Here is a 23,129-nt window from a genome sequence, read left to right as displayed (position 1 = left end):
GGTTAAATCCAATTATTTTTAGTTTTCGTGTTTTATGGGCAACACCATGATAAAACTGGCGCCTTTACCTGGTTGACTTTTTGCTGTAATTATTCCGTTGTGTTTTTCCATTATCTTTTTGGCAATGGCAAGACCAATTCCGGTTCCTTCATAAGTTTGACGATCGTTTAAACTCTGGAAAATGATAAAAATACGATCCAGGTAAATTTCGTCAAAACCAATACCGTTATCAGATACCGTAATTCGGCAAAATTTTCCGTCGGGATCAACTTCACCGTCAAACTCTTTGGTATTTATGATTTCTGATTTAATTTCGATAACAGGCGTTTCTACATTTCCGGAGAATTTAAGTGCGTTTCCTATCAAATTTTGAAATACTTGTCGCAATTGACTCGGAATACTGTCTATTGTTGGGAGTTCGCTTGTTTTGATAATGGCACTTTTGCGTTCAATAAGATAATCAAAGTCAGAAAGTACTTCCTGCAAAACGATATTCAGGTCTGTTTGTTCAGGAACAACTTTCGATGACAATCTCGAATAAGCAAGCAAATCTGTAATTAAGGTTTGCATTCTCTCTGCCGATTTTATGGTTCGATCGACATAATCAACACCTTTTTCATCTGCTTTTAAATAAAGTTCTTTTATTATTTTAATGAAAATCTGAATTTTTCTGATAGGTTCATTTAAATCATGCGAAACTACCCAGGAAAATTGCTGCAGTTCGTGATTTCTCATCTCTAATTCTTCGTTTTTCAAAACCAGTTCTTTGGTTCGTTCAGCGATTTTGATTTCGAGATTATCCTGAGCTTCTTTACGAATTTTTATTTCTTTTGAAAGTAAATCTTTCATTAGGCGTAATTCGTTTTTTTGCTCGTAAATTTTTAGGAATGTTTTGACTTTTAGAATTAACAAGTCTGTATCTACGGGCTTTGTGATATAATCCACAGCGCCGGTTTCGTAACCTTTAAAAATGTATTTTTTCTCGATATTAATTGCCGATAAAAATATAACGGGAATGTCTTTTGTTCTTTTGTTTCCGGAAAGTATTTTAACTACTTCAAAACCATCCAGCCCAGGCATCTGAACATCCATGATGATTAGAAAATAGTTTGTTTTTAAGATTTTCTTTAAAGCTTCTTCTCCGGATTCTGCGGTGTCAACCTCAATATTGTGCAGTTCAAGTGTTTTCTTTAAGGCAATTATATTAGCCCGAATATCATCTACAATTAATATCATTTTATTGGGGTAAAACGTTATGAATTAAGTTTTAAATTAATTCGGTTCAGATCAGTTTGTTTTTCAATTTGTTTTTATCTTTTAAAATTGATTAGTTTTTTAAAAAGTTCGCATAAAAACATAGTTCAAAACTTCCAAATTTATAAAAAAAATACACAGGACTTTTTTATCGTAATCAGAAATAGTTTCATAATTCCCATGTTTGCCCTTTATTATTTTTTGTTGGCAATGATTGTTAAGTTAATAGGTTTTTCTTTCAATTCAATTGAAATATTTTTAACGTAACTCTTTTCATACAAATAAAAAATATCTTAAATTTATTGTAGAACTTTAGCTTTTATAATGCTTCAACAGAACATAAATTAATCGAAAAGAACCCAAAACTATTTTATTACTTAAAACAAAACTTATGAATTTAATTGATATCGTTGGGCTTTTTGCGGGGATTTGCGTAACAATATCTGTTATTCCACAAATCTATAAAATATGGAAAACCAAGAAAGTAAAAGAGATTTCATTGCTCACTTTTAGTGTTTTAACTTTCGGGGTTGCCGTGTGGATTGTTTACGGAATCCTTAAAAATGATTTGCCTATAATTGTTACCAACAGCGTTTCGTTATTTCTAAATTTAGTAATGGTGTACTTTATTATTTATTACGAAAAAGAAAAATAAAGGCATAAAAAAACAGCCCGTAAAAGCTGTTTTAGATCATACAAGTTAAGGTGTATATTAGGCTGTTTTAGCTAGCGAATTTTGAGGATATCTCTCTTTAAATAATCTTGGGAAATAGTTTTTACCAACATGTCCAATAGAATATAAAACTTCTCCAAAATTGATATTTGAAATTCTTTTCAACTCATCAATTTGTTTATTGGCCAAATCTAAAATTGGCGAAATCATCGTAATGTAATTATAACTATGTTGGGCTACCTCTATGGCAACTATGGTATTTAAAATACTTTTTTGAAGTAAATTTTTAACGATTCCAACTTGAGATGTCGTTCTGAATTCTTTTAGTTTTTCGAAAATTTTAGAATTTCCTGAACCAACATATATAAAGTTTCCGGATTCATCTGTAAACATTTCTTTTAATTGAGAAGCCAAATCATAATTCTCATCTTGTTCATCTACAGTTGTTGGCATACTAATTAAAGAAAACTCAGTATGTTTAAAACCTTCAAAATGCAAAACACTATTTATTGCCGATGTATTGCTTAAAATACCTGATTGTTGTTTTTTAAGATTTTTTCTATTTCCATTTTGACCAAAACTGTGCGTCAACATTCCATCTTCGCAATAAGCAAAAAATATTGGAGATGTCTGGAACGATTCAATGCTAAAACTTGTATCGTTATAAAAAACAAGGTCAAAGTGCACGTACGACATTTCTTTTTCAAAACGTTTTCCGCTAATAGTACCTTTTGCCCATTTTGTTTTTATAGTTAAATTGTATTCATTATTATTAACAGTTAACTCACCATCAAAGCTATCTTTAAGATCATTAAAGATAGTATCAAATCCTCCTGTATTTAAGTATAGTTTTTTCATTTCAGTATGGTTTAGTAAATCGGTTAGTACTTATTTACGTACAAAAATCAATTTAGGTTTTTATTCCTTTTTTATATTATTCAAATTTCGTACATATTGCTAATCAATTTCTTATACAATTTCAGAGAGATATTTCATAATTATTATCTTACGTATTAAACACCTGATTTATAAGGGAATTTTGATCAAAAAAAAACAGCTACTTCAGATAGAAATCTGAAATAGCTGCTTTCTGCAAAATAAAATAGTTACGTTTATTATGTCAATTCACTGATATCAGCATTGTTAGAATAGTTGTCTTCTGGAATATCTTTAAAAAATTCGGCTTCTTCCAAATCTGCCGTTGGTCCGTATCCAATTAAATGAGTTCCTTTTACATTATCTTTTGTTTCTATAATATATAGGATAGACATATCATCCGGATCGCTCATTCCTTCATAACGGTGATGGGCTACAATAATAATATCTTCGGGTTTGTACTCGTGTTTGGTTTCAGAATCGATCAAACTATTATTGCTGAACAAAAAGTTACTTTTATACCCTTCATTTTCATACTTTTTGATATAGTCGGTTTCATGTTTTGAATATTCTTTTTTCATGATATTTAATTTTAAGAGGTTTTGTAATCTGTACTTACCTCAAATTTCATCATTGAAAACAAATAAAATTAACTCAATAGATTTAAATTTTAGCTCATTTGAAAAATCAAATTTATATCAATTTTTATTTTAGTATTTTTAACAATTCTTCGGATTGATTATATTTATAATTGAGCCATTTTAACTTTAACCAAAACCGAAAATAAACATTCATGACAGAAATGAATCATGACTTTCTTGCTAAAGGAGGCGAAATGGGCGCATTAACCCGCGCTAAGGACTGGAGCAAAACCCCTATTGGTTCACCAGATACCTGGCCGCAAAGTTTACGCACTACATTAGGACTCTTATTAAACTCAAAGTTTCCCATGTTTTTATTTTGGGGACCGGAACTTATTTGTTTTTATAATGATGCTTATCGGCCAAGTCTTGGTAATGATGGAAAACATCCGTCTATATTAGGACAAAAAGGTGAAGAAAGCTGGCCGGAAATCTGGCATTTTATAAAACCTTTAATCGATCAGGTACTTACAGAAGGCGAAGCAACATGGCATGAAGACCAGTTATTGCCCATATATCGTAATGGAAAAATGGAAGATGTTTACTGGACATTTAGCTACAGTCCTGTAAATAACGAATCCGGAAAACCTGCGGGAGTTTTGGTTATTTGTAATGAAACAACTGAAAAAGTTAAGATCAACAAGAAATTAGAAGACAGTAATACACGATACATCAATAATATATTGCAAACTCCAAGTGCGATGTGCATTTTTAGGGGACCGGAATTTGTTGTTGAAATTGCCAATAATCCTATGTTGGAATTGTGGGGACGAAAAAGTGATGAAGTTCTTAATAAACCCGTTTTTGAAGCATTACCTGAAGCTAAAGGACAAGGTTTAGAAATGATGCTTGGAAATGTATTTGAAACCGGTGAAAAATTTGAAGCACATGAACGTCTTGTAAAATTATCCCGTAATGGCAAAATAGAAGATATATTTATCAATTTTGTATATGAAGCCCTAAAAGAACCGGACGGAACTATTTCTGGTATTGTAGCGGTTGCCAATGACGTGACGGCTCAGGTAGTTGCCAGATATGCTGTTGAAGATAGTGAGAAGAGATTTAGAAATACGGTAAAACAAGTTCCGCTTGGAATTTTAATTTTAAAAGGAAGCGATTTAGTGGTTGAAATGGCGAACCCAATTTACTTGCAAATTATAGATAAACAAGAATCTGAGATTCTTAATAAGCCCATATTTGATTCCGTTCCGCGTACGAAAGAAATTATGTTTCGGTTGCTTACGCAAGTGCTTGAAACCGGAAATGCTCATAATATTGATGAATATACGGTGACATTGAACCGTAATGGAAAAGAGGAAATTTGTTATTTCAATCTTGTTTTTCATCCTTTAAAAGAAGAAAACGATACTATTTCAGGTATTATAATTGTTGCTTATGAAGTTACAGAAGCTGTAAAAGCACGTTATCTTTTGGCACAAAATGAAGAAGCTTTTAGAAATTTAGTAATGGACTCTCCTATTGCGATGACTATTTTTAGAGGAAAAAATCATATTGTTGAGATGGCGAATAAAACGATGATGGAAGGGATTTGGCAAAAAAATCCTGAGGAAACATTTGGTAAACCTATAGTTGAACTTTTTCCTGAATTAATAGAACAAAAATATCCTGAATTACTGAATGAAGTTTTTCTAAACGGAAAAATTATAACCGAAAATGAGTCTTTGGCTTATGTTGATGTTAAGGGAAAACTTGAAAAATTTTATCTTGATTATCAATACACGCCTTTATTCGAGAAAGAAGGCGAAATATCGGGTGTAATGGCAACCGTTTATGATGTTACCGCAAAAGTAGAAGCCCGAAAAAAAGTAGAAGATGCGGAAGAAAGAGCTCGTTTGGCTGCCGAAATTGCCGAAATCGCAACATGGGATCTAAATCTTAAAAATAAGGATATTGTATATTCTGAGAATATATTAGCCATTTTTGGTTTTGATCATAATTATAAAGCTACACATCAGGAAATTCGCAGCAGAGTTCATCCTGATGATGAACATATTCTTGTAGCTGCTTTCAATGAAGCTTTGCAAACTACTATTTATAAATATGAAGCACGTCTTTTAAAGCCTCACAATGTAATTAGCTGGATAAAAGCGCACGGAAAAATATTTTTTGATGAAAATGGTGATCCGGTAAAAATGGTTGGAACTATCATTGATATTACCGACGAGAAAAACAATCAGGAGGTTTTGATGAAAAGTGAAGCCAAATTTAGATTGCTCGCCAATTCGATGCCGCAACATATCTGGACAAGTGATGCATTGGGAAACATTAATTATTATAATCAATCTGTATTTACCTATTCCGGAATGTCTGCTAAGGAGATTGAGGAAAATGGCTGGTTACAAATTGTTCATCCTGATGATCGCGAAGAGAATATTAATACCTGGATAAAATCGATAATTACCGGAAATGACTTTTTGTTTGAACATCGTTTTCGTCGTTATGATGGTGAATACAGATGGCAAATAAGCCGTGCTATTCCTCAAAAAGATGCTGAAGGAAATATACAAATGTGGGTTGGTACAAGCACCGATATTCACGACCAGAAAAACTTTACCGATAAACTGGAGAAAGAAGTTTATGAACGAACTGCAGAACTGGAACAAAAAAATAAGGATTTGATTAATATGAATATTGAGCTTCAGTCTTTTGCTTATATATCAAGTCATGACTTACAGGAACCTCTCCGAAAAATTCAGACTTTTGCCAGTCGATTAGCCGATTTGGACGATGAAAATATTTCAGCGAAAGCCAAAACTTATTTAAGCCGTATTGAAGTTTCTGCCAAAAGAATGCAGACTTTAATACAAGATCTTCTCGCCTACTCCAGAACGAATTCTGCAGATCGGGTTTTTGTAAAATCAAACTTAGATGAAATTGCCGAAGAAGTTACCAGCGATTTCTCTGAACGTATTGAAGAAACAAATGCTGTTGTAAATTTTCATCCGTTGGGAGAAGCTACTATTATTCCGTTTCAATTCAGGCAATTACTGCATAATTTAATCGGAAACGCGTTGAAGTTTTTAAGAAAAGATGAAACGCCATATATAGAAATCACGGCTGAAAGAATTAAGGGCGATCAGATAAAACATCCTGTAGATTTTCCAGAGAAAATATATTATCATCTCAGGATATCAGATAACGGAATTGGGTTTGATGCTGAATATAATGAGCGAATTTTTGAGGTTTTTCAGCGTTTAAATACCGAAAGTGAATTTTCAGGAACCGGAATTGGTTTGGCAATTGTGAAAAAAATTGTAGAAAACCACAAAGGCATTATCACTGCAAACGGTGAAAAAGGCAAAGGCGCGACTTTTGATATTTATTTGCCTGAATTGTAAAAATAAAAAAACACCAAACTTATTAAAATGAGTTTGGTGTTTTTTGTTATTCTCTTTATGATTTATAAACGAAGTTTTTAGGTCCCGGAATAAATTCTTTCCAATTAATTGTCAGTGCATGTTCGATAGATTTTACAATATCTTTCATTAAAACCGGCTTTGTAATAAAATAATTAGCGCCAAGGTTTCTGCATTTTTCTATAATACTTGGTTCGCTTGACGTAGAAAAAATTACAATCGGAATATGTTTTTTTTCACCTGAATCCTGAAGTTCTTTCAAAACATCAAAGCCGTTTTTTCCAGGCATATTCAAATCTAAAAATACCACAGATGGTGTAGGCGGCGGATTGTAAATGGCGTTCAATAATTTTTCGCCTCCGTTATATGTTTTTAATTCTATTTTTTTTGGTAATGATTCAACGGCATCGGTAAAAATGCTCAAATCGTCTTCGTCATCATCAGTATAAAAAATCGTTACGTCTGTCATGGTTTTTGTTAATAATTCGTGATTATTATGGATCAAAGATAATCAATTTTACAAATTAATCATCCTGCTTTTTAACTCTCTGCCATATATTTTTAATACTTGAAATCTCATAATATATTGCTTAAATTATGTAAGTAAAACCCTTTAAAAAAATAGCAATTTTACAACCATGAATTCAATTTCTGAATAACAATTATTTCTATTAAAATCTTAAAAAATATAGTCATGGGAGATCATAAAGACCTTACGAACGAATTTGCTGTTGATAAAATTAAAGATCTGGCAGAAGACATTAAAACATGTATGTTATGTACTTATAAAGATAACAAATTGCAATCGCGACCAATGTCTGTTCAAAAAATTGATGAACTTGGTCAACTTTGGTTTTTGTCAGACACAAACAGCAACCAAAATGCAGAAATTATTTTAAACCCAACGGTTGAACTCTTTTTTTCTGCTCCGCAGGATAAATTCCTGACATTACACGGAACTGCCCGCGTTTTGTACGATCAGGAAATAATTAAAGAATTATACGACCCAATTGTAAAAGTCTGGATGCCAGGCGGTGTAGATGATCCTCGCCTGAGCGTCATCAAAGTAACTCCGGATGAAGGTTATTACTGGAACAATAAACACGGTAAAATGGTTGCCATTGCAAAAATGGCTACAGCTCTCGTAACCGGAAAAACAATGGATGACGGTATTGAAGGTGAATTGAAACTTTCATAAAAAAAGGTTGTTTTTATAAAAAAAGCAGTTCACAATAAATTGTGAACTGCTTTTTTTTTGTTTAGATTTCTTTTGTAATGTTATGTATGTTCTGTTGTGTCATTTCTCCTCCGTCGAAATGACACAAAATGCGAAAAATCACTTTCCTACTCCTTCGCGTTAAACTCCAAAGCATTCAAGATTCCTGCTTCGCTGGCTGTATTATTAAAATAAATAAAACCGGATTTATTAGCTATTTTCTTTTTTATACTTTCTAATTCTTCTGATGAATAACTCGAATAAAACAATTTCCTGTTTCCGTGCAAACGAATATAAACGATTGGAAATTCAGTGAGAATATCTTCCGGTAATCCAGGATAACTCACGCTGCAAAATGTGATATTATTTTGTAAAAATGCATTCCAAACATCCTGATTCCACCAGCTTTTGTGTCGAAATTCGATAACATTCTGAAAACTTTTATCCAGATTATTTATAATATTATGAAGTCTCTCAGTAGTAAAATCATAACTCGGTGGAAACTGAAATAAAATTGGGCCAAGTTTTTCTTTTAATCCCATTTTAGAAACTCCATAAAACTCTGAAAGTTGGTTTTCGCAATCAATGAACTTTTTTATGTGTGTGATTTCTTTTGGCGCTTTAACTGAAAACACAAAATGATTTGGAACTTTATTATACCAATTTTCCATTACTCTAATTGTTGGTGCTTTATAAAAAGTACCGTTCATTTCGTATGTATCAAAATGCTGGCAATAATAATCGAACCATTTAGAAGTGGGTACATTTTCAGGATAAAAAATACCTTTCCAAAAACGGTTGTTATAACTGGAACATCCTATTAAAAAATCATTTTTCATTCGTATAAATTTTGGCAGTTAGTACAAAAAAAGCTTCTTCGTTTCTTCTTTCCCGTATATTTTTTCAACAGTGGAAGATCACATCTCACACATCTATTTTGGCTATGTGCCTGCCAATGTTTTTTTAGTTCGAATTTCTTTTTCCATTTCAGGAATTCGAAACTATAAATTGAACTTTCATCCACTATTTCATCGATTTTAGCTTTTGGAATTTTTCCAACTAAAGATTCGGGGTGAATGTAACATCGGTATAAAACTTCATTTTTAATAATATTACCAAGTCCGGAAAATATATTCTGATTGAGTAAGGCGTCACAAATCATTTCATTCGGAACTTTCCCGAGACTTCGTTTTGCTTTTTCAGGATTCCAATTTTCATTCATAATATCTTCATCCCATTCATAATAAAGGTCGATATCGCCTTCGAGAATTTTAACTGAACAGGTATAAAAATTAAGTTCTCCATTAGAAAAAAGCAAGCTGAGTCTTGGTGGTGTTTCTTTTCTTTCATTTATTAAATAAGTTCCAAACATCAGCAAATGAATTTTAACCGTAAAACCATCAAAACAAATCAGGAAATGTTTTCCCCAGGTTTTAAAAGATTCGATTTTTTTATCCTGCAATCTTTGTATGTCGATAGCAGCGTTGCCGGAAACAGCGATTATTTTGTGTCCTGAAAATTGTTCTACTTCTTCTTTAAGTATTAGTATTGATGGTCCTTCGGGCATACTATTTTTATTTTGAGTTCAACATTTCGTATTGATTTAAACTGAAAAAAGTGCAGCTTTTACACTGCACTTTTTAGTTATTTTTCCTGAAGCTTAATTTTCGTCTTCTTCGGCAGCTTCAACGTTAATGGCGTTTACAGCAACTTCTGTTAGTTTTTTATCTGCTCCTTTTTCTTCATCCAGAGTCAGTTCTAATAAAGAAGCGGCTTCAGTAAAACCAAGTGTTTCAGCAAATTGTCTTAATGTTCCGTAAGTTGCAATTTCATAATGTTCTATTTTTTGACTTGCGGCAATAATTCCTGCATCACGAACAACGCCAAGTTCAGTTTCTTCAAGAATGCCTTTGCCTTCTTCAATTAAACCTTCCATAGCGTCACATTTTTTAGCGGTAGCTTTTTTACCAATGCTTTTAAATACTTGCTCTAATCTTGAAACATGTTCTTCGGTTTCAGTCAAATGGCTGTTAATAGCATCAATAAGCTCAGCAGAAGTTGCGTTTTTAGACATTAATGGCAATGCTTTTGTCAAAGCTTTTTCTGCCCAGTAAATATCTTTCAATCCATCTTCAAAAAGTTCTGTTAGCCCTGATGCAGCATTCGACTTGGCTTTTGTTACTCCTTTTGCAGCACCTTTAGCATCTTTGCTTGGTGCGGTCTGTTTTTTATTCTTGGTTTCCATAATAAATGATTTGTTATAATTAATAATGGTAAAATTAGTTTTGAAGCACAGTAAATTTGTTATAGTATTTTTTCTTACAATTACAACATAAACATCTGTAAATTATAGAATTAGCAAATAAAATTCTGTAAAAAAAATAGTAACTTCGTAGTTAGCTTTGTATAATTACGAACCAATAAAATTTCATGTTATGAATACTTCAGATAACAATAATATAGGAACAAGAGATCCACGAAATCAAAATTTAAACAGACAAAACACTGTTCTAAATGACAAGCTGCATAATAACTCCGAAATGCGAAGAGCACAGCATAAGGAAGAAATCAAAAATCAAGGTTATACCATTAGAAACGGGTATGATCCTAATAAAGCAATTCCGGATCAGGAAAGAATTACTCACAAAGAAGATGATTTGGATGATGTAGATTATGATTTTAATGCTCCGGGAGATCTTGAAGATGACGATGAATTCGACAATCCATCAGACAATTTAGATGATCTTGATGAAGATGACGAAAACTATCTTGATGATCATACGCATACAACAGGAGATATTCTTTACGATGAAAATGCAGATAATCTAAATGATGAATTTGATAATCCATCTGATGATGAAGATTTAACTGAATCTGATAATGATTTGCAGGCATTAGATCCTGATGACGACGATTTAGAAGATGATCTTGAAGATGATCTTGAAGAAGGAGAAATCGAAGAAGAAGATTCTGAGGAAGATTATCCTGAAAACGATCCGAGAAGATTCTAAAAATTAAAAAAGCCGTTAAAATTTTAACGGCTTTTTCTATGAATTAAAAATTAACGCATATATAAGGAAATCAATAAATTAATCTCCTATTTTATCCAGAGTTGGTATATCATCCATTTTTTCTAAACGCTCTGCAAGTCCCATTCTGGCTTCATTTAACTCTAATTCGGCTTTGCCTAATTCTTTATACCATTCTTCTTTTCCTGTCTCTGAGCTTTCGATTTTACGCATGATTTCGAAAATTTCTCCCTGCGCTTCCATAACTGCCAGTCTTTTATAATAAGTCAAACTTTCTGTCATGTGTGCCAATGCAATCATTGCGGTTAGAAACGGATGATTATTGGTCACATTTACGTCTTTTATTCTTCCGTGTTCTAATTCTACTTTCAAGGCAAAAGCAAATTCTTCCATATTAAATCGTTCATGTTTGCTTTTTGGATTCAAATAAGCCTTTATAGCATTAACATTATTCATTGTAGAAAGATCGACATCAGTATCTTTATCTTTATTTAAATCGCGATAAACAACAGCGGCAATAGCTCTTGCTTCGTCTATTGTTGGATCGTTTTTTGGATTTTCAAAATCACGAACGGACCAATCCCAATTTTCAGGATGGACAGGCTTAATATATTTTTCGCAAAAATCCGTAATATCGTTTTTTAAACTTACCATTACATCATCTCTTTTTATATATACATCCTGATAAGCGCCACTTTTAGTTCCCATAATTTTTAATTTTTACTTTAAATAAAACGACACATTTATCAATTAAGATAATGTGTCGTTTTGTTTCCCCAATTTTGAATTCCCATTTTAATATCTCAAAGTTCCGACATTAAACAGTGAATCATTAACTCAAAACGTTCAATTTTTATCTCAATCCATTTAATTATGAAAATTCAGGCTGAAAATTTCCGATTAGTTCTGAAAAAGCAATTTCAGAATGCGAAAAATGCGGCTGATTGCTTCGGCATTTTCGTGCTCTGTCAAAATATTGCTGAATCGAACCGTCTTCATAACTTGCTACAATAAGCGGATGAACGTAATAGTTTTTGCAAACATTTTTAGTATTTCCCAAAGCTTCGGCAGTAATCTCAAAAGCGTCGAGAATATTCTTTTTAATTTCTTTTTCGTCAGTTGTGGTTCCGATACTGGCTAAGGTTTCGAAAAATATTAGCGATGCCGCCCAAGTTCTAAAATCTTTGGCACTAAAATACTTTCCTGTAATTTCATGCAGATATTCGTTGACCATGTGGCTATCGAGAACTTTGCGTTCACCATTTTCATCATAATATTTAAAAACTTCCATTCCCGGAATTTCCTCGCATCGGCTTACCAATTTTACCAATTGTTTATTTCTGGTTGTTATAGTATGTTTTACGCCTTTTTTACCAACAAATTCAAATCGAAGCGTATTTTTATTGATGTTGATGTGTCGCTTTCTTAAAGTCGAAAGGCCGTATGATTTATTGTCTTTTGCATACTTTTCATTTCCGATTCTAATATGCGTTTCTTCCATTAACCGAATCACAAGTGCAATTACTTTGTTCTTATTCCATTCTTTTTGCTCTAAATCCTGATCGACTTGTTCTCTTATTTTAGGCAGATATTTTCCGAATTCGGCTATTTTATAGAATTTAGTCTGGTTTCTGATCAAATTCCATTTTGGATGATAGCGGTATTGTTTTCTGTTTTTTACATCAGTACCAACCGCCTGAAGATGTCCGTTTGACAAATCTGCAATCCTGACATTTTCCCACGCTGGCGGAAGCACCAGACTGCTAAAGCGTTTCAATTCACTTTTTTGTTTTACGTGCCTTCCGTTTTTTTTATAGATAAACCCCTCGCCTTCTCTTAATCGCTGAATGGTGAGCACATGATCTTGTACATAAACTAAATCTAATTTTTCTAAAACCAATTGAGGTTCTTTTATCAATTGATTCATTAATTTTTCCTGGGTGAGTTTGGCATTCATATTTTTTCGTTTAGAAATGAATTCTAAGTATTACTTCGTAATGATTTGATAAGATTGTTTTTGTTCATATAAGAGCGGCCTTCAACACCTATTTTCCTGGCTTGTTGATACAATTCATCTTTAGTCCATTCTTCATAAGGTTTTGCATTTCCTCCTTTTTCGACTACATCAGGCATGTTTGCAATTCGCGCCGCATTTTCTTTACTATATCCTATCTCTAATAGCGTTTGATATTGCTTTTCGTTTTTGATTCTTTCGTCTGGCATGATCATAAAATTTAGGTTAATAATAGTAGTTGTAAGTCATACAAAATTCCTAAATAATAGCGCCAAAGCCGTTATATAATTCATTCGCACATTTTATATAATTAGCTTAAAAACAGCGCATAAAAAAAGCCTGATTCTTTTGAGAATCAGGCTTTTTTTATGCGCTGTTTTTGTTTATTTGGTAAATCGTTTATTCGGTTAATCGTTGCTTTGCGGATAAACCGTTTAGTAATTCATCCATTAAACAATTACACGATTAAACAAATAACCGATTAACCAATTTCCATGTATTTTTCTTTCATTAAACTTAAGGCAAAAGCGGCCGCAGCCGATGTAAAAACAGAATAATCTAACGGACCTTTGATGCCTATAGTAAATGTCATTGACAGGGCAAATAACAAAAGTAAAAAGCCGCTTAGTCTGGCAAATAGTTCGGTTTTGAATCCTATCAGAAGAAAAATCGCGAAGATAACTTCTGCAGCGGTTGCAATTATTGCAACGGGATTAATAAGACTTTCCGGAATTAACGGATTTAAAACTTTTGTATACGCAACGAAGTTTTCCCAATTTCCCCAAGCCGAAACTTCTTTGCTCCATAAACCGAATCGATCTGCAACTGCAGAAAGAAAACCAATGGAAAGTGCGAGACGTAAAAATATTTTAACTGCTTTTTGATTGATGGTGAAGGCCATATTTTGTTTTTTTTGGGTTAGAATTAGTAACAACGAAAATACGAATTAAATCTATTTTAGGATTAAGTATAAATATGCAAACTTTTTTTAAAACAAGACACAAATTGAAGCTTTTGGTCATTAAGAAGGATTTGAGGTAAAATGAATTTCATTATATTAGTAAATAAATTGTGATAGTTATAAGGTAATACATATAAAAGAAAGATTTTTCTTATATTTGTTTTTCCTATTATTACGACTTTAAGGCTAAAAAAGAATTGCCCTTGTATTATGTGTACGGTATCGGAAACGACCGTAAATGCTGTCGTAAGCATTAGGAATACTAATATACAAGGGTTTTTTATATTCCTAATTTTACGACATTATGAGTACAAACACATTTTCAAAAGAAACTGAAATACGGCTTCTTAACTTTTTCAACAATAAAATTGATCCGGAAGAGATGGCCAAAGTAATAAGGCAAATAAATTATCTCCTTGCTTTAGGAATTATGAGGGAACATGACACGTTTCAAAACGGAATAATGAACGTAGAAAATAGCTTTTTTTGGCTGAATGAATTAGCCGAAGTTTTGAATCCTTATCTGGAAATAGAATGACTTTATAATTTACAAATAAACAAAAACCTCGATTTTAGTCGAGATTTTTGTTTATTTACTATTCTTTTATTACTCACTAATTCTATTTATTAAAATTTTCATTCTTAATTGCTATCTCATCAAAAAGAGATTTTAAATTTTTATATTGAATTTCAAGATTAGTAATGTAATCATTAATTGCATCCTCATGTATAAAAACATTTTTTATTGCTTCATGTTGTTCATTAGAATATTCTTTTTCAGAAACTTGATTGAGGATTTCTAAATATTGACCATTTGTAATATTAGAATCAGGGAAAGCTTCTTTATCCCAAGTATTAGTTTTATCCAAAAAAAAATTGTACAAAATTTTAAATTCTCTCATAAGGTTTAAATTCCTCTCAAATTTCTCTATTAATTCTTTTCTATTAGACATAAATATGATTTAAATTTCAGTTAATTAAATATGTATCTCTAAGTATAAACATTCACAAAACTCACTTATGTTTTCCTAAAATTGGTTTTAATTTTTTTGCCAATTCATTTTCTAAAACTTCCATTAAATTAATCATTTCAGGTTCAAATTCAAAGACTGTTACTTTTATATTTAAATGAAGTTCTTTAGACCAATAAAAAAGTTGAAGCCCTTGAGTTCTGTTTACTTTATAAAAACCTAAATGTTGCACAAGTCTTCCCCAAAAATGACGCTTAACTTTTCCAACATATAATATTTTGCTTTCAGGAATATTTTTTTTTATTGCTGGAATTGACTTCGCATTTTCACTAATTGAATATTCTCTTATTTTGTTAATTATTTCAGATGATAAATTATTGGAAATGATTTCAAAGAAGTATAAACATGGTCCATCCATTTCTTTTAATTCCTTATATAACAATTTATGTTTTTCTGATTCTCTTATATCATTATAATTATAATCTTCTAGTGTAGAGCAATCAATATAAAATTCTTTAATTCTTTTAGCTCCATTTTTTGAAACATTAAGTAAAGGAGTTACTGCATTTTTACTTATTTCTTTAATTGTTGATTCCATATAATATTTTCTTCTACTTAGTGCTTAATAATTACTCCGTTGAAACTTTAATATAGGCATAAGAAATTTTATTAGAACCATTGTTGAATATGCTTATTTCATTAATATTTTCAATGTTTTTCCATCTAATAACATCTTGTGGATTATTGAATTCTGGTTCTGTAATAGGAAGACCGAAAATTTCAATTTTATCTTGGTCAAAATTATATTGCGATAAATTATTAACGGTTATCCAATCCGCTTTACCATCTATAAATATTATCTCAAATTTATCCTTTTGATAATATGCCTTTTCACAAGGTTTATTTCTACAAGGTGTACTGCTTTCTTTAAAAGTTTCAACGGTTTCTGCTTTTCCAAGTATTTTGTCAACCTCAATTCTACTTTTACCAGCAATTTTTTTTAGATCAACTTCAACATTCTTTTCAATTGAATCCTTTTCAGTTTTTTCAATTATTATAGAACTCTTTTTAGTTTGTGTTTTATTACAAGAAATTAATATTGTAATAACTATACACGAGAATAAAATTTTCTTCATAAAATATATTTTTTAGTTGCACTAAGAATTTAAGTAATAACAAATATTATCATTTAATTCTCAGCTACTTTACGGAAAACCATATTTCACTGATAAATTAAATTCCTTGAACAAGTGTATGAATAAATCAAAACCAATACAATGCGTATTTATACTCGATTATTAAAATATTCAAATCCTGTAACATTATTTAAAAATGCTGTAAAACAAACCATTCTGTTCTAATATAATTTTACACTATAACATTTAAACCATAAAATCATGAAAAAGTTACTATTAGCAGGAAAGGTTATTTTAGGAGCCGGACTTATCATTATATTTTTGAATTCTTGCAAAAACGAAACTAAACAAGAAGATCCAAAAGAGGTTGCTGAAGATGCTAATGAAGCAAAATTTGATTCTATTGATAGTAAAGAAGACGATTCTGAATTTTTAGTAGATCAGGCTGAAATTAATTTAGCTGAAATCGAAATTGGAAAATTGGCACAATCAAAAAGTACTAATTCAGAAGTAAAAAGTTTTGGTAAAATGCTTGTTGATGAGCATACTAAATCAGCTTCAGAAGTAAGTGCTTTAGCGAAAGCTAAAAACTTCACTTTACCTACTTCTTTAACAGAAGAAGGACAAGAAGAATACAATAAACTAAATGAAAAATCGGGTGTTGATTTCGACAAAAAATTTGCTGATATGATGATCGATGGTCACGAAAAAGCAATTGACAAGTTGAAAAAGGCTGCTGAAAATGCAAAAGATCAAGACATAAAACTTTGGGCAACAAACAATATTGCCGGTCTGACTGCACATTTAGAACATGCTAAGTTGTTGAAACAAAACTTAGATAAAAAGTAAAATTGGTACTGGTATTTTTTTTTGAGAAACCCCTTAAGAGTTGAATTGCTTAAGGGGTTTATTTTTTTTTAAAAGGTTCTGAGATACTGAGTTGCTAAGGTTCTAAGGTTTTATAAACTTTGTGTCTATCCGAGACTAAAAATCTACACATAAAAAACTTCAATAGAAAAACTTAGAACCTCAGAATCTTAGCAACTTAGAACCTTAGTTTAAAGATTAAAATACTCCTCATCAGTAACGCTTTGCAGCCACATTCCTGCACCTTTATCAATTTCTGTGATAATGGCTATATAGGAGAATTTGCTGAAAGGTGTTGCTCCGTACCAATGTTCTACGCCTGGTAATATCGTAACAACTTCGTCTTTATGAAGTAATCGTATTGCGCTGCCTTTTTCCTGAAAATAGCCGCTTCCATTTGTTGCAATTAGCAATTGCAAACTCGGATTGATATGCCAATTGCATCTCGCGCCTGGTTCGCAGGTTACTTCTTTAATAACTGTATTTTCGGGATGAATATCGCTGGTTTGTTTCTTATATGAAACTTCGCCAGTCATATAAGTATTGGGAACTTTCCCTTCTTCGATAACGGTAGTGTAAGTTGTTGACATATAAATTGGTTTAGTTGGTTTATTTAAAACTATTGTACTGCTCGTCGGTTACGGGCTCAAGCCAGTCGACAATTCCGGTTTTTGTATTCGTACTTATGGCAATATGTGTGAATTCACTTTTTGGAGAAGCACCGTGCCAGTGCTTAACTTCGGGTTGAATGTTGATTACATCGCCCACGTGAATCAACTGAATTGGTTTTCCTTCTTCCTGATAATAACCCGTTCCGTGCGTTACGATTAATATTTGTCCTCCCGGATGTGTGTGCCAATTGTTTCTTGCGCCAGCTTCAAAAACAACATTTCCTACAGCTGTATTTAAAATTGGATCATTCGGAACCAGCATTTTAATCCACGCTTTTCCTGTAAAGTAATCTGCCGGAGCTAAATCTCCTTTTGGAAAAATGGTTTCATTTAATTGGTTTTCTGATGCTTTCATAATTGTTTGTTTTTAATATCAGCATTGAAATAAATCAGGAAAGCAAGATGCGCTTTTAGAAGTATTATTTAGTTCGCTAAAAACCGATAAGTGATTAATACTCATTATTTGGGCGCAAATTTACTATAGTAAAGAAGAACCCGGATAACAATAATCAAACAAAAAATTAAGAATATGAAACAATTTACATTCGTAATGATTTCGGAATTGTTCCTGTAAGCCTTTTAAAGTAATTATTGAAATAACTCGGATATTCAAATCCAAGTGAATATCCAATGTCTGAAATACTCCAGTCTGTATGTTGCAGCAATGCTTTTGCTTCACCAATAATTCTATCCGTAATATGAGCCGTGGTAGGCTTTCCGGTAATTTCTTTTACAGAACGATTTAAATGATTTACGTGTACAGAAAGACTTTGTGCATAATCTTGTGGCGTCTTTAATATCAACGGTTCATTTTTGGTTTCTATTGGAAATTGTCTTTCCAATAAATCCAGAAATAATGAAGTAATTCTTGAAGATGCATTTTTATGTTTGAAGAAATTCTCTGAAGGCTGCATTTTCATCGATTCATGAATAATCAAGTTGATATAATTGCGCATTAAATCATCTTTAAAAACATAATCTGTGGCTTGTTCTTCGATCATTTTTTGAAATAAAGAATCTATAAACACCTTTTGTTCAGGTGATAATGCAAAAATTGGAGTTCCGCCTATTTTAAACAAAGGTGATTCATGAAGGCTTTCTGAACGATCATTAACCTTTAAAAATTCTTCGGTAAAAACACAGGCGTAACCATTAAAAGAAGGCGAAATAGTTTCCCATGAATATGGAATATGCGGGTTGCCAAAAAATAAAATCGTCCCGTCAGTTTCTATTCCGCGGTCAGCGTAGTGAATTAAACTTTTGCTTGTATTAATACAAATTTTATAAAAATCCCTGCGGTTATAGGTCGGAATTTTAGTAACATCTTCATTAATTTCATAAACTTTAAAGCCTTTTAGCTTTAAATCGCTTAAACCAAAATCTGAAACCTGACAATCTACTTGATCTTTCATTCTGCAAAGTTATGAAAATCAAATAAAACTGAGGAAGTTTTTTTTGTTTCAGGTTTCAGGTTTCATGTGTGAAGTTTCAGGTTTCATGTTTGAGGTTGAAATTAGGACAAATTTTACCGCAAAGTTCGCAAGGTTTTTTTATCAGGAATGTTAAAAACTTGAAACCTGAAACCTGAAACTTAAAACCTGAAACAAAAATATTTATCTTTGTTTCATGAAGGATTTGCTGCCCGTTATAGATTATATATCAAGATATGTTGATTTGACTGAGGATGAAAAAAATCATCTGGCTACTTTTTTGAAGATTACCAAAGTCAAAAAAAGACAATTTATTGTACAACCGGGTTTTGTGTGCAAACATAAAAGTTATGTTGTAAAAGGCGCTTTCAGAGGTTATTTGGTCGATAATGAAGGTAAAGAACATACGTTATCATTTGCCATCGAAGACTGGTGGATTTCAGATTACAGCAGTTTAATTTATCAGGAACCTGCAACTTTATTTGTAGAAGCGCTCGAAGATTCGGTTTTGATTCAGATTGAATACGAAGACGAACAAAAGTTTCTTGCTGAAATTCCGAAACTCGAAAAGTTCGAACGTATTATTACGCAACGTTCTCTGGCTTTTCATCAAAAAAGACTTTTATCAAATTTTACTAAAACAGCCGAAGAACGCTATGACGAATTCATGAACAAATATTCGGCAATTGCAAAGCGTGTTCCGCAATATGCGTTGGCTTCTTATCTTGGTTTTAGTACTGAATATTTAAGTAAAATTCGCAATCGAAAAACTTCTAAATAAGGTTCTGAGGCTCTGAGTTGCTAAGGTTCTAAGATTTCAAATACATGCTTAAAATCTCAAAAAGTTAAACTGGTTCAACCTTATTTCCTAAACCAGTTCATTTTTATTGTTTCTATTCTGTCTCAAATTTGCATAGTCAATAAAGACAAAATAATTTAAATCAATAAAAATGAAAAAGACAATTTACACCAACAATCTAAGAATGTTTTCTTTATTGTTGTTCTTATTAGTATTAACTTTCCCTTTAAGTATTCTTGCACAAAATAAAACTGATGGCAAAAAACCTCAAATTTTTCACATTCAGAATTACTTTTCAGAGGCTTATTTGGTAAAAGGAAATAGCGAAAAATTAATTTTGATAGAAACCGGAGTTTCTGTTCCGGGATATCAGGATAGTTTAGTGAATTCTATTAGAAAGCTGGGCTTTAAACCTGAAAATATTAGTTTGGCAATTGTTACGCACGGACACGGAGATCACGCAGGAAATGCCAGATTTCTTCAACAGACTTTTAAAATTAAAATTGCGGGAAGCAAATTTGATCTTGATAAATTTACTTCGGGTAAAACCGAATTATCAAAATCTGAAGATGTTAGTATTTGGGGAACAAGACTTAGACCTTATACTGATTTAAGTTATACGCCTTTTACACCGGATATTATTGTTGAAAACAATACTATTGATCTTGAAAAATATGGCGTAAACGGAAAAATAATTCCGATTAAAGGTGGACATACGTCTGGCGATTTATTAATACTTATTGGAGAAAATCTTTTTGTGGGAGATGCCTTTTTGGGAACATTCAAAGCGCAAGGCGGCGGATTAATTCCTGACGGTCATCACGTTAGAGAACATTTCTATCATGAAAACAAAAAACTCGCAGATGAAAATTTAAAAGTTATTGAGAAAATTGCTATTGAAAATAAAATAAAAACGGTTTACCCAACGCATAATGGTCCGGTAACCACTTATGAATTAACAAAATACATTAAAGAAGAACCGTTATTGCGCCTTTTATCAAAACAAGAATCAAATTTAGCTGCTGAAGATTTCAGAATTGTTTATGCTAATGAAAATACAGCCGTAATGACGTTTTTAGAAACAAGTAAAGCTGATGGAAAAGACGCCAAAACTGCTTCTGTAACAGAAACTTATTCTAAAGAAAAAGGAATTTGGAAACTGGTTTATAAACAGGTTAATTAGTTTGTTTTGTTTCAAGTTTCAGGTTTCAGGTTGAAATGAGAATAAAAAAAATTAACCACAAAGTTCGCAAAGCTTTGTTTTAAAACTTTGCGAACTTTGTATATACCGAGGTTTCGGGATTATGCACTTTGTGGTTAATTTCTCATTTCAACCTGAAACCTGAAACCTGAAACTTGAAACAAAACAAACTATAAAAAATGTAGCTTCTCCTCTTCAAGATCAAGGTGCAGAATATGTTTTCGAACAATTTCTTCGTCTATTCTGTGGTCTTTATTTTTTTCAGTAAGCCATTGTCTTTGCATATTTAATATTTCCCTATAGACTTTTTTAGCTTCATCTGTCATCAAAATATCATCGTTGTTAGAAACGCTTGCATGTTCCCATTTAGTGGCTAATTGTTGTAAAACAGGCTCTATTTCAAGTTGTTTGCTATAATTTCCTTTTAAATAGTCTAAAGCTTGTTGAGCAAGTAATCTTCTTAATTTATTATACATTTCATCATCAGGCATAATAAGATCATAATCAGTCATGTGCAGTTTTTTAATCAGCCACGGCAAAGTAAGTCCCTGCAATAATAATGTCGTTAATATGACAACAAATGTGATAAAAAGAATAAGGTTTCGCTGCGGAAAATCTACTCCGCCCTGAGCGTGAACGGGTATAGATAATGCTGCCGCCAACGAAACAACCCCGCGCATACCGGACCAGCCAATAAGTAAAATTCCTCTGTAACCCGGATGTCTGTTATCTGCAACAGTAATATAATTTCTGGCAATCAGTGTTACAATTACTGCCACATAAGTTGATATTACTCTGGCAATGATCAAAACAAATGTTACAAGAAGTCCATAACCAATAGCTGACGGAAGACTAACTTCTCCCAGACTTGATGTAATTTCAGGTAAATCAAGACCAATAAACATGAATATTAATCCGTTGAGTATAAAGCAGAAACTTTCCCAAACATTAACACCCCGCAATCGCGAAGTACTGCTTAAAAAAGAAAGTCTGTTGTTTGATAATAACAAACCGCCACTTACTACAGCAAGAACTCCTGAACTATGAACTTCTTCGGCAGCGAGATAAATAATATAGGGCGTTACTATAGAAAGTATAATATCTATATTGGCATCTGTAGGCAAATATTTATGCAGTTTCATAAAAACGAATCCAATTGCCAAACCTATTCCAACGCCTGCAATTACCATCCATCCAAAACTGGTTACGGCGTTGTACCAAACAAATTGTCCCGTTCCTGCGGTTATTAATGCAAAACGAAAAATAATAAGCGAAGATGCATCGTTCAAAAGACTTTCGCCCTCTAAAATAGAAGACATACGACGAGGCACTTTTACAAATTTTAAAATAGCACCAACACTCACGGCATCAGGCGGAGATACAATTCCTCCTAATAAAAAACCCAATGCTAATGAAAATCCGGGTATAAAATAATTGGTAACAAGCGCAACCGAAAGTGCCGTAAAAAAGACAACCAAAAACGCAAAACTGGTTATAATACGTCGCCAACGCCATAATTCTTTCCATGAAATTTTCCAGGAAGCTTCATATAATAATGGCGGCAGGAAAATGAAAAAGATAAGTTCGGGATCAATTTTTAAAACTGGAATTCCCGGAATAAAACTGATCGCTAATCCCGCTAAAACCAATAAAACCGGATAAGCAACTTTGATCTTGTTGCTTACCATAATTAATAAAAGTATGACGATGACAATACCTAAATAAAACGCGAGATCATTTAACATTTAAAAGTATTATTTAAAATTAAAAATTCTATTTGTTTGAATATCAATAAAAAACATATTGAATGTAATTATCAAAAAAAAAAAATTAACACATAGAAACATAGGTTTAAAATCGAATGTTGAAGATCATTTTAAAAATCCAGATTTTTCACATAGCTATGAGTTTTATTTTAAGTGAAACGGCTTTTATTCATAATCAAAACTATGTTTCTATGTGTTAAAAATAATTATACTCAATGCGTAATATAAGAAATATTCTATATAAAAA

Annotated in this window: 26 protein-coding genes; 8 read left to right on the top strand and 18 right to left on the bottom strand. The window is 32.1% G+C overall.

The genetic code is table 11. The annotated features are described in order from the left end of the window. Positions 1-18: 18 nt before the first annotated feature. Complete coding sequence (locus tag GKZ86_RS04295) at positions 19-1,236, bottom strand: response regulator (protein WP_154781878.1); 1,218 nt, start codon at positions 1,234-1,236, stop codon at positions 19-21. Between the two features lie 409 nt (positions 1,237-1,645). On the opposite strand from GKZ86_RS04295, the gene GKZ86_RS04290 reads away from it, so the two are divergent. Beyond that, positions 1,646-1,909 (top strand): SemiSWEET family sugar transporter, encoded by a 264-nt coding sequence (locus GKZ86_RS04290; protein ID WP_154781877.1) that lies wholly within the window; start codon positions 1,646-1,648, stop codon positions 1,907-1,909. Between the two features lie 57 nt (positions 1,910-1,966). Here GKZ86_RS04290 and GKZ86_RS04285 read toward each other — a convergent pair whose 3' ends face one another. Then, on the bottom strand, positions 1,967-2,785 hold the full coding sequence (locus GKZ86_RS04285; RefSeq protein WP_154781876.1) for a hypothetical protein: 819 nt from the start codon (positions 2,783-2,785) through the stop codon (positions 1,967-1,969). Positions 2,786-3,042: 257 nt separating this feature from the next. Further along, a complete protein-coding gene (locus GKZ86_RS04280) occupies positions 3,043-3,384 on the bottom strand; it encodes a hypothetical protein (protein WP_154781875.1) in 342 nt (113 codons plus the stop codon). Between the two features lie 212 nt (positions 3,385-3,596). Between GKZ86_RS04280 and GKZ86_RS04275 the strand changes: the two genes are divergently transcribed. After that, positions 3,597-6,803: a PAS domain-containing protein gene (locus GKZ86_RS04275; protein ID WP_154781874.1), complete on the top strand. Its 3,207-nt coding sequence runs from the start codon at positions 3,597-3,599 to the stop codon at positions 6,801-6,803. A 55-nt stretch (positions 6,804-6,858) separates the two neighbouring features. On the opposite strand, the gene GKZ86_RS04270 is transcribed toward GKZ86_RS04275, so the two are convergent. Continuing rightward, the gene (locus tag GKZ86_RS04270) at positions 6,859-7,326 is read right to left on the bottom strand and encodes a response regulator (protein WP_230328237.1); all 468 of its coding nucleotides are present in this window, start codon (positions 7,324-7,326) and stop codon (positions 6,859-6,861) included. A 189-nt stretch (positions 7,327-7,515) separates the two neighbouring features. Here GKZ86_RS04270 and GKZ86_RS04265 point away from each other — a divergent pair, with 189 nt between their 5' ends. Further along, complete coding sequence (locus GKZ86_RS04265) at positions 7,516-8,019, top strand: pyridoxamine 5'-phosphate oxidase family protein (RefSeq protein ID WP_154781872.1); 504 nt, start codon at positions 7,516-7,518, stop codon at positions 8,017-8,019. A gap of 146 nt (positions 8,020-8,165) precedes the next feature. On the opposite strand, the gene GKZ86_RS04260 is transcribed toward GKZ86_RS04265, so the two are convergent. From GKZ86_RS04260 to GKZ86_RS04250, 3 genes are all read right to left on the bottom strand, one after another. Continuing rightward, complete coding sequence (locus GKZ86_RS04260; protein ID WP_154781871.1) at positions 8,166-8,876, bottom strand: DUF72 domain-containing protein; 711 nt, start codon at positions 8,874-8,876, stop codon at positions 8,166-8,168. Beyond that, positions 8,873-9,604, bottom strand: a complete 732-nt coding sequence (locus tag GKZ86_RS04255) for a DNA-formamidopyrimidine glycosylase family protein (RefSeq protein ID WP_154781870.1) — start codon at positions 9,602-9,604, stop codon at positions 8,873-8,875. Before GKZ86_RS04255 ends, GKZ86_RS04260 begins: the two co-directional genes overlap by 4 nt. 93 nt (positions 9,605-9,697) lie before the next feature. After that, positions 9,698-10,282 (bottom strand): ferritin-like domain-containing protein, encoded by a 585-nt coding sequence (locus GKZ86_RS04250; protein ID WP_154781869.1) that lies wholly within the window; start codon positions 10,280-10,282, stop codon positions 9,698-9,700. Positions 10,283-10,472: 190 nt separating this feature from the next. Here GKZ86_RS04250 and GKZ86_RS04245 point away from each other — a divergent pair, with 190 nt between their 5' ends. Next, entirely contained in the window at positions 10,473-11,048 is a 576-nt protein-coding gene (locus tag GKZ86_RS04245; protein WP_154781868.1) for a hypothetical protein, read from the top strand. Between the two features lie 78 nt (positions 11,049-11,126). Here GKZ86_RS04245 and GKZ86_RS04240 read toward each other — a convergent pair whose 3' ends face one another. The 4 genes from GKZ86_RS04240 to GKZ86_RS04225 form a co-directional block, all read right to left on the bottom strand. Then, entirely contained in the window at positions 11,127-11,774 is a 648-nt protein-coding gene (locus GKZ86_RS04240; protein ID WP_154781867.1) for a DUF5661 family protein, read from the bottom strand. Positions 11,775-11,937: 163 nt separating this feature from the next. Next, positions 11,938-13,023, bottom strand: coding sequence for a DNA topoisomerase IB (locus tag GKZ86_RS04235; protein ID WP_154781866.1), 1,086 nt, complete (start codon positions 13,021-13,023; stop codon positions 11,938-11,940). Between the two features lie 23 nt (positions 13,024-13,046). Beyond that, positions 13,047-13,289, bottom strand: a complete 243-nt coding sequence (locus tag GKZ86_RS04230; RefSeq protein ID WP_154781865.1) for a Rho termination factor — start codon at positions 13,287-13,289, stop codon at positions 13,047-13,049. A gap of 272 nt (positions 13,290-13,561) precedes the next feature. Next, the gene (locus GKZ86_RS04225; RefSeq protein WP_154781864.1) at positions 13,562-13,981 is read right to left on the bottom strand and encodes a DoxX family protein; all 420 of its coding nucleotides are present in this window, start codon (positions 13,979-13,981) and stop codon (positions 13,562-13,564) included. A gap of 364 nt (positions 13,982-14,345) precedes the next feature. Here GKZ86_RS04225 and GKZ86_RS04220 point away from each other — a divergent pair, with 364 nt between their 5' ends. Further along, the gene (locus tag GKZ86_RS04220; RefSeq protein ID WP_154781863.1) at positions 14,346-14,579 is read left to right on the top strand and encodes a hypothetical protein; all 234 of its coding nucleotides are present in this window, start codon (positions 14,346-14,348) and stop codon (positions 14,577-14,579) included. An 82-nt stretch (positions 14,580-14,661) separates the two neighbouring features. On the opposite strand, the gene GKZ86_RS04215 is transcribed toward GKZ86_RS04220, so the two are convergent. The 3 genes from GKZ86_RS04215 to GKZ86_RS04205 all read right to left on the bottom strand — a co-directional run bounded on the left by GKZ86_RS04215 (position 14,662) and on the right by GKZ86_RS04205 (position 16,148). Next, a complete protein-coding gene (locus tag GKZ86_RS04215) occupies positions 14,662-14,994 on the bottom strand; it encodes a hypothetical protein (protein ID WP_154781862.1) in 333 nt (110 codons plus the stop codon). 61 nt (positions 14,995-15,055) lie between these two features. Continuing rightward, on the bottom strand, positions 15,056-15,610 hold the full coding sequence (locus tag GKZ86_RS04210) for a hypothetical protein (RefSeq protein WP_154781861.1): 555 nt from the start codon (positions 15,608-15,610) through the stop codon (positions 15,056-15,058). A gap of 31 nt (positions 15,611-15,641) precedes the next feature. Next, positions 15,642-16,148, bottom strand: a complete 507-nt coding sequence (locus GKZ86_RS04205; RefSeq protein WP_154781860.1) for a hypothetical protein — start codon at positions 16,146-16,148, stop codon at positions 15,642-15,644. Between the two features lie 261 nt (positions 16,149-16,409). On the opposite strand from GKZ86_RS04205, the gene GKZ86_RS04200 reads away from it, so the two are divergent. Further along, the gene (locus GKZ86_RS04200) at positions 16,410-16,997 is read left to right on the top strand and encodes a DUF4142 domain-containing protein (protein WP_154781859.1); all 588 of its coding nucleotides are present in this window, start codon (positions 16,410-16,412) and stop codon (positions 16,995-16,997) included. 209 nt (positions 16,998-17,206) lie between these two features. Here GKZ86_RS04200 and GKZ86_RS04195 read toward each other — a convergent pair whose 3' ends face one another. From GKZ86_RS04195 to GKZ86_RS04185, 3 genes are all read right to left on the bottom strand, one after another. Next, a complete protein-coding gene (locus GKZ86_RS04195) occupies positions 17,207-17,605 on the bottom strand; it encodes a cupin domain-containing protein (protein ID WP_154781858.1) in 399 nt (132 codons plus the stop codon). A gap of 19 nt (positions 17,606-17,624) precedes the next feature. Next, positions 17,625-18,041 carry a cupin domain-containing protein gene (locus GKZ86_RS04190; protein WP_154781857.1) on the bottom strand — a complete coding sequence of 139 codons (417 nt, stop codon included), beginning with the start codon at positions 18,039-18,041 and terminating at the stop codon, positions 17,625-17,627. Positions 18,042-18,225: 184 nt separating this feature from the next. Then, positions 18,226-19,098 carry an AraC family transcriptional regulator gene (locus GKZ86_RS04185; RefSeq protein WP_154781856.1) on the bottom strand — a complete coding sequence of 291 codons (873 nt, stop codon included), beginning with the start codon at positions 19,096-19,098 and terminating at the stop codon, positions 18,226-18,228. Between the two features lie 214 nt (positions 19,099-19,312). Between GKZ86_RS04185 and GKZ86_RS04180 the strand changes: the two genes are divergently transcribed. Together GKZ86_RS04180 and GKZ86_RS04175 are read left to right on the top strand one after the other, a co-directional pair. Beyond that, the gene (locus tag GKZ86_RS04180; protein WP_154781855.1) at positions 19,313-19,897 is read left to right on the top strand and encodes a Crp/Fnr family transcriptional regulator; all 585 of its coding nucleotides are present in this window, start codon (positions 19,313-19,315) and stop codon (positions 19,895-19,897) included. 169 nt (positions 19,898-20,066) lie between these two features. Further along, positions 20,067-21,098 carry an MBL fold metallo-hydrolase gene (locus tag GKZ86_RS04175; protein ID WP_154781854.1) on the top strand — a complete coding sequence of 344 codons (1,032 nt, stop codon included), beginning with the start codon at positions 20,067-20,069 and terminating at the stop codon, positions 21,096-21,098. A gap of 188 nt (positions 21,099-21,286) precedes the next feature. On the opposite strand, the gene GKZ86_RS04170 is transcribed toward GKZ86_RS04175, so the two are convergent. Next, positions 21,287-22,861, bottom strand: coding sequence for a Na+/H+ antiporter (locus GKZ86_RS04170; RefSeq protein WP_154781853.1), 1,575 nt, complete (start codon positions 22,859-22,861; stop codon positions 21,287-21,289). Positions 22,862-23,129 lie beyond the last annotated feature (268 nt).

The sequence above is a fragment of the Flavobacterium sp. LC2016-13 genome, assembly GCF_009707955.1.
Lineage (GTDB): Bacteria > Bacteroidota > Bacteroidia > Flavobacteriales > Flavobacteriaceae > Flavobacterium.
Note: the sequence above shows the minus strand (reverse complement) of the source record. Positions and strands in the feature narration are given on the sequence as shown.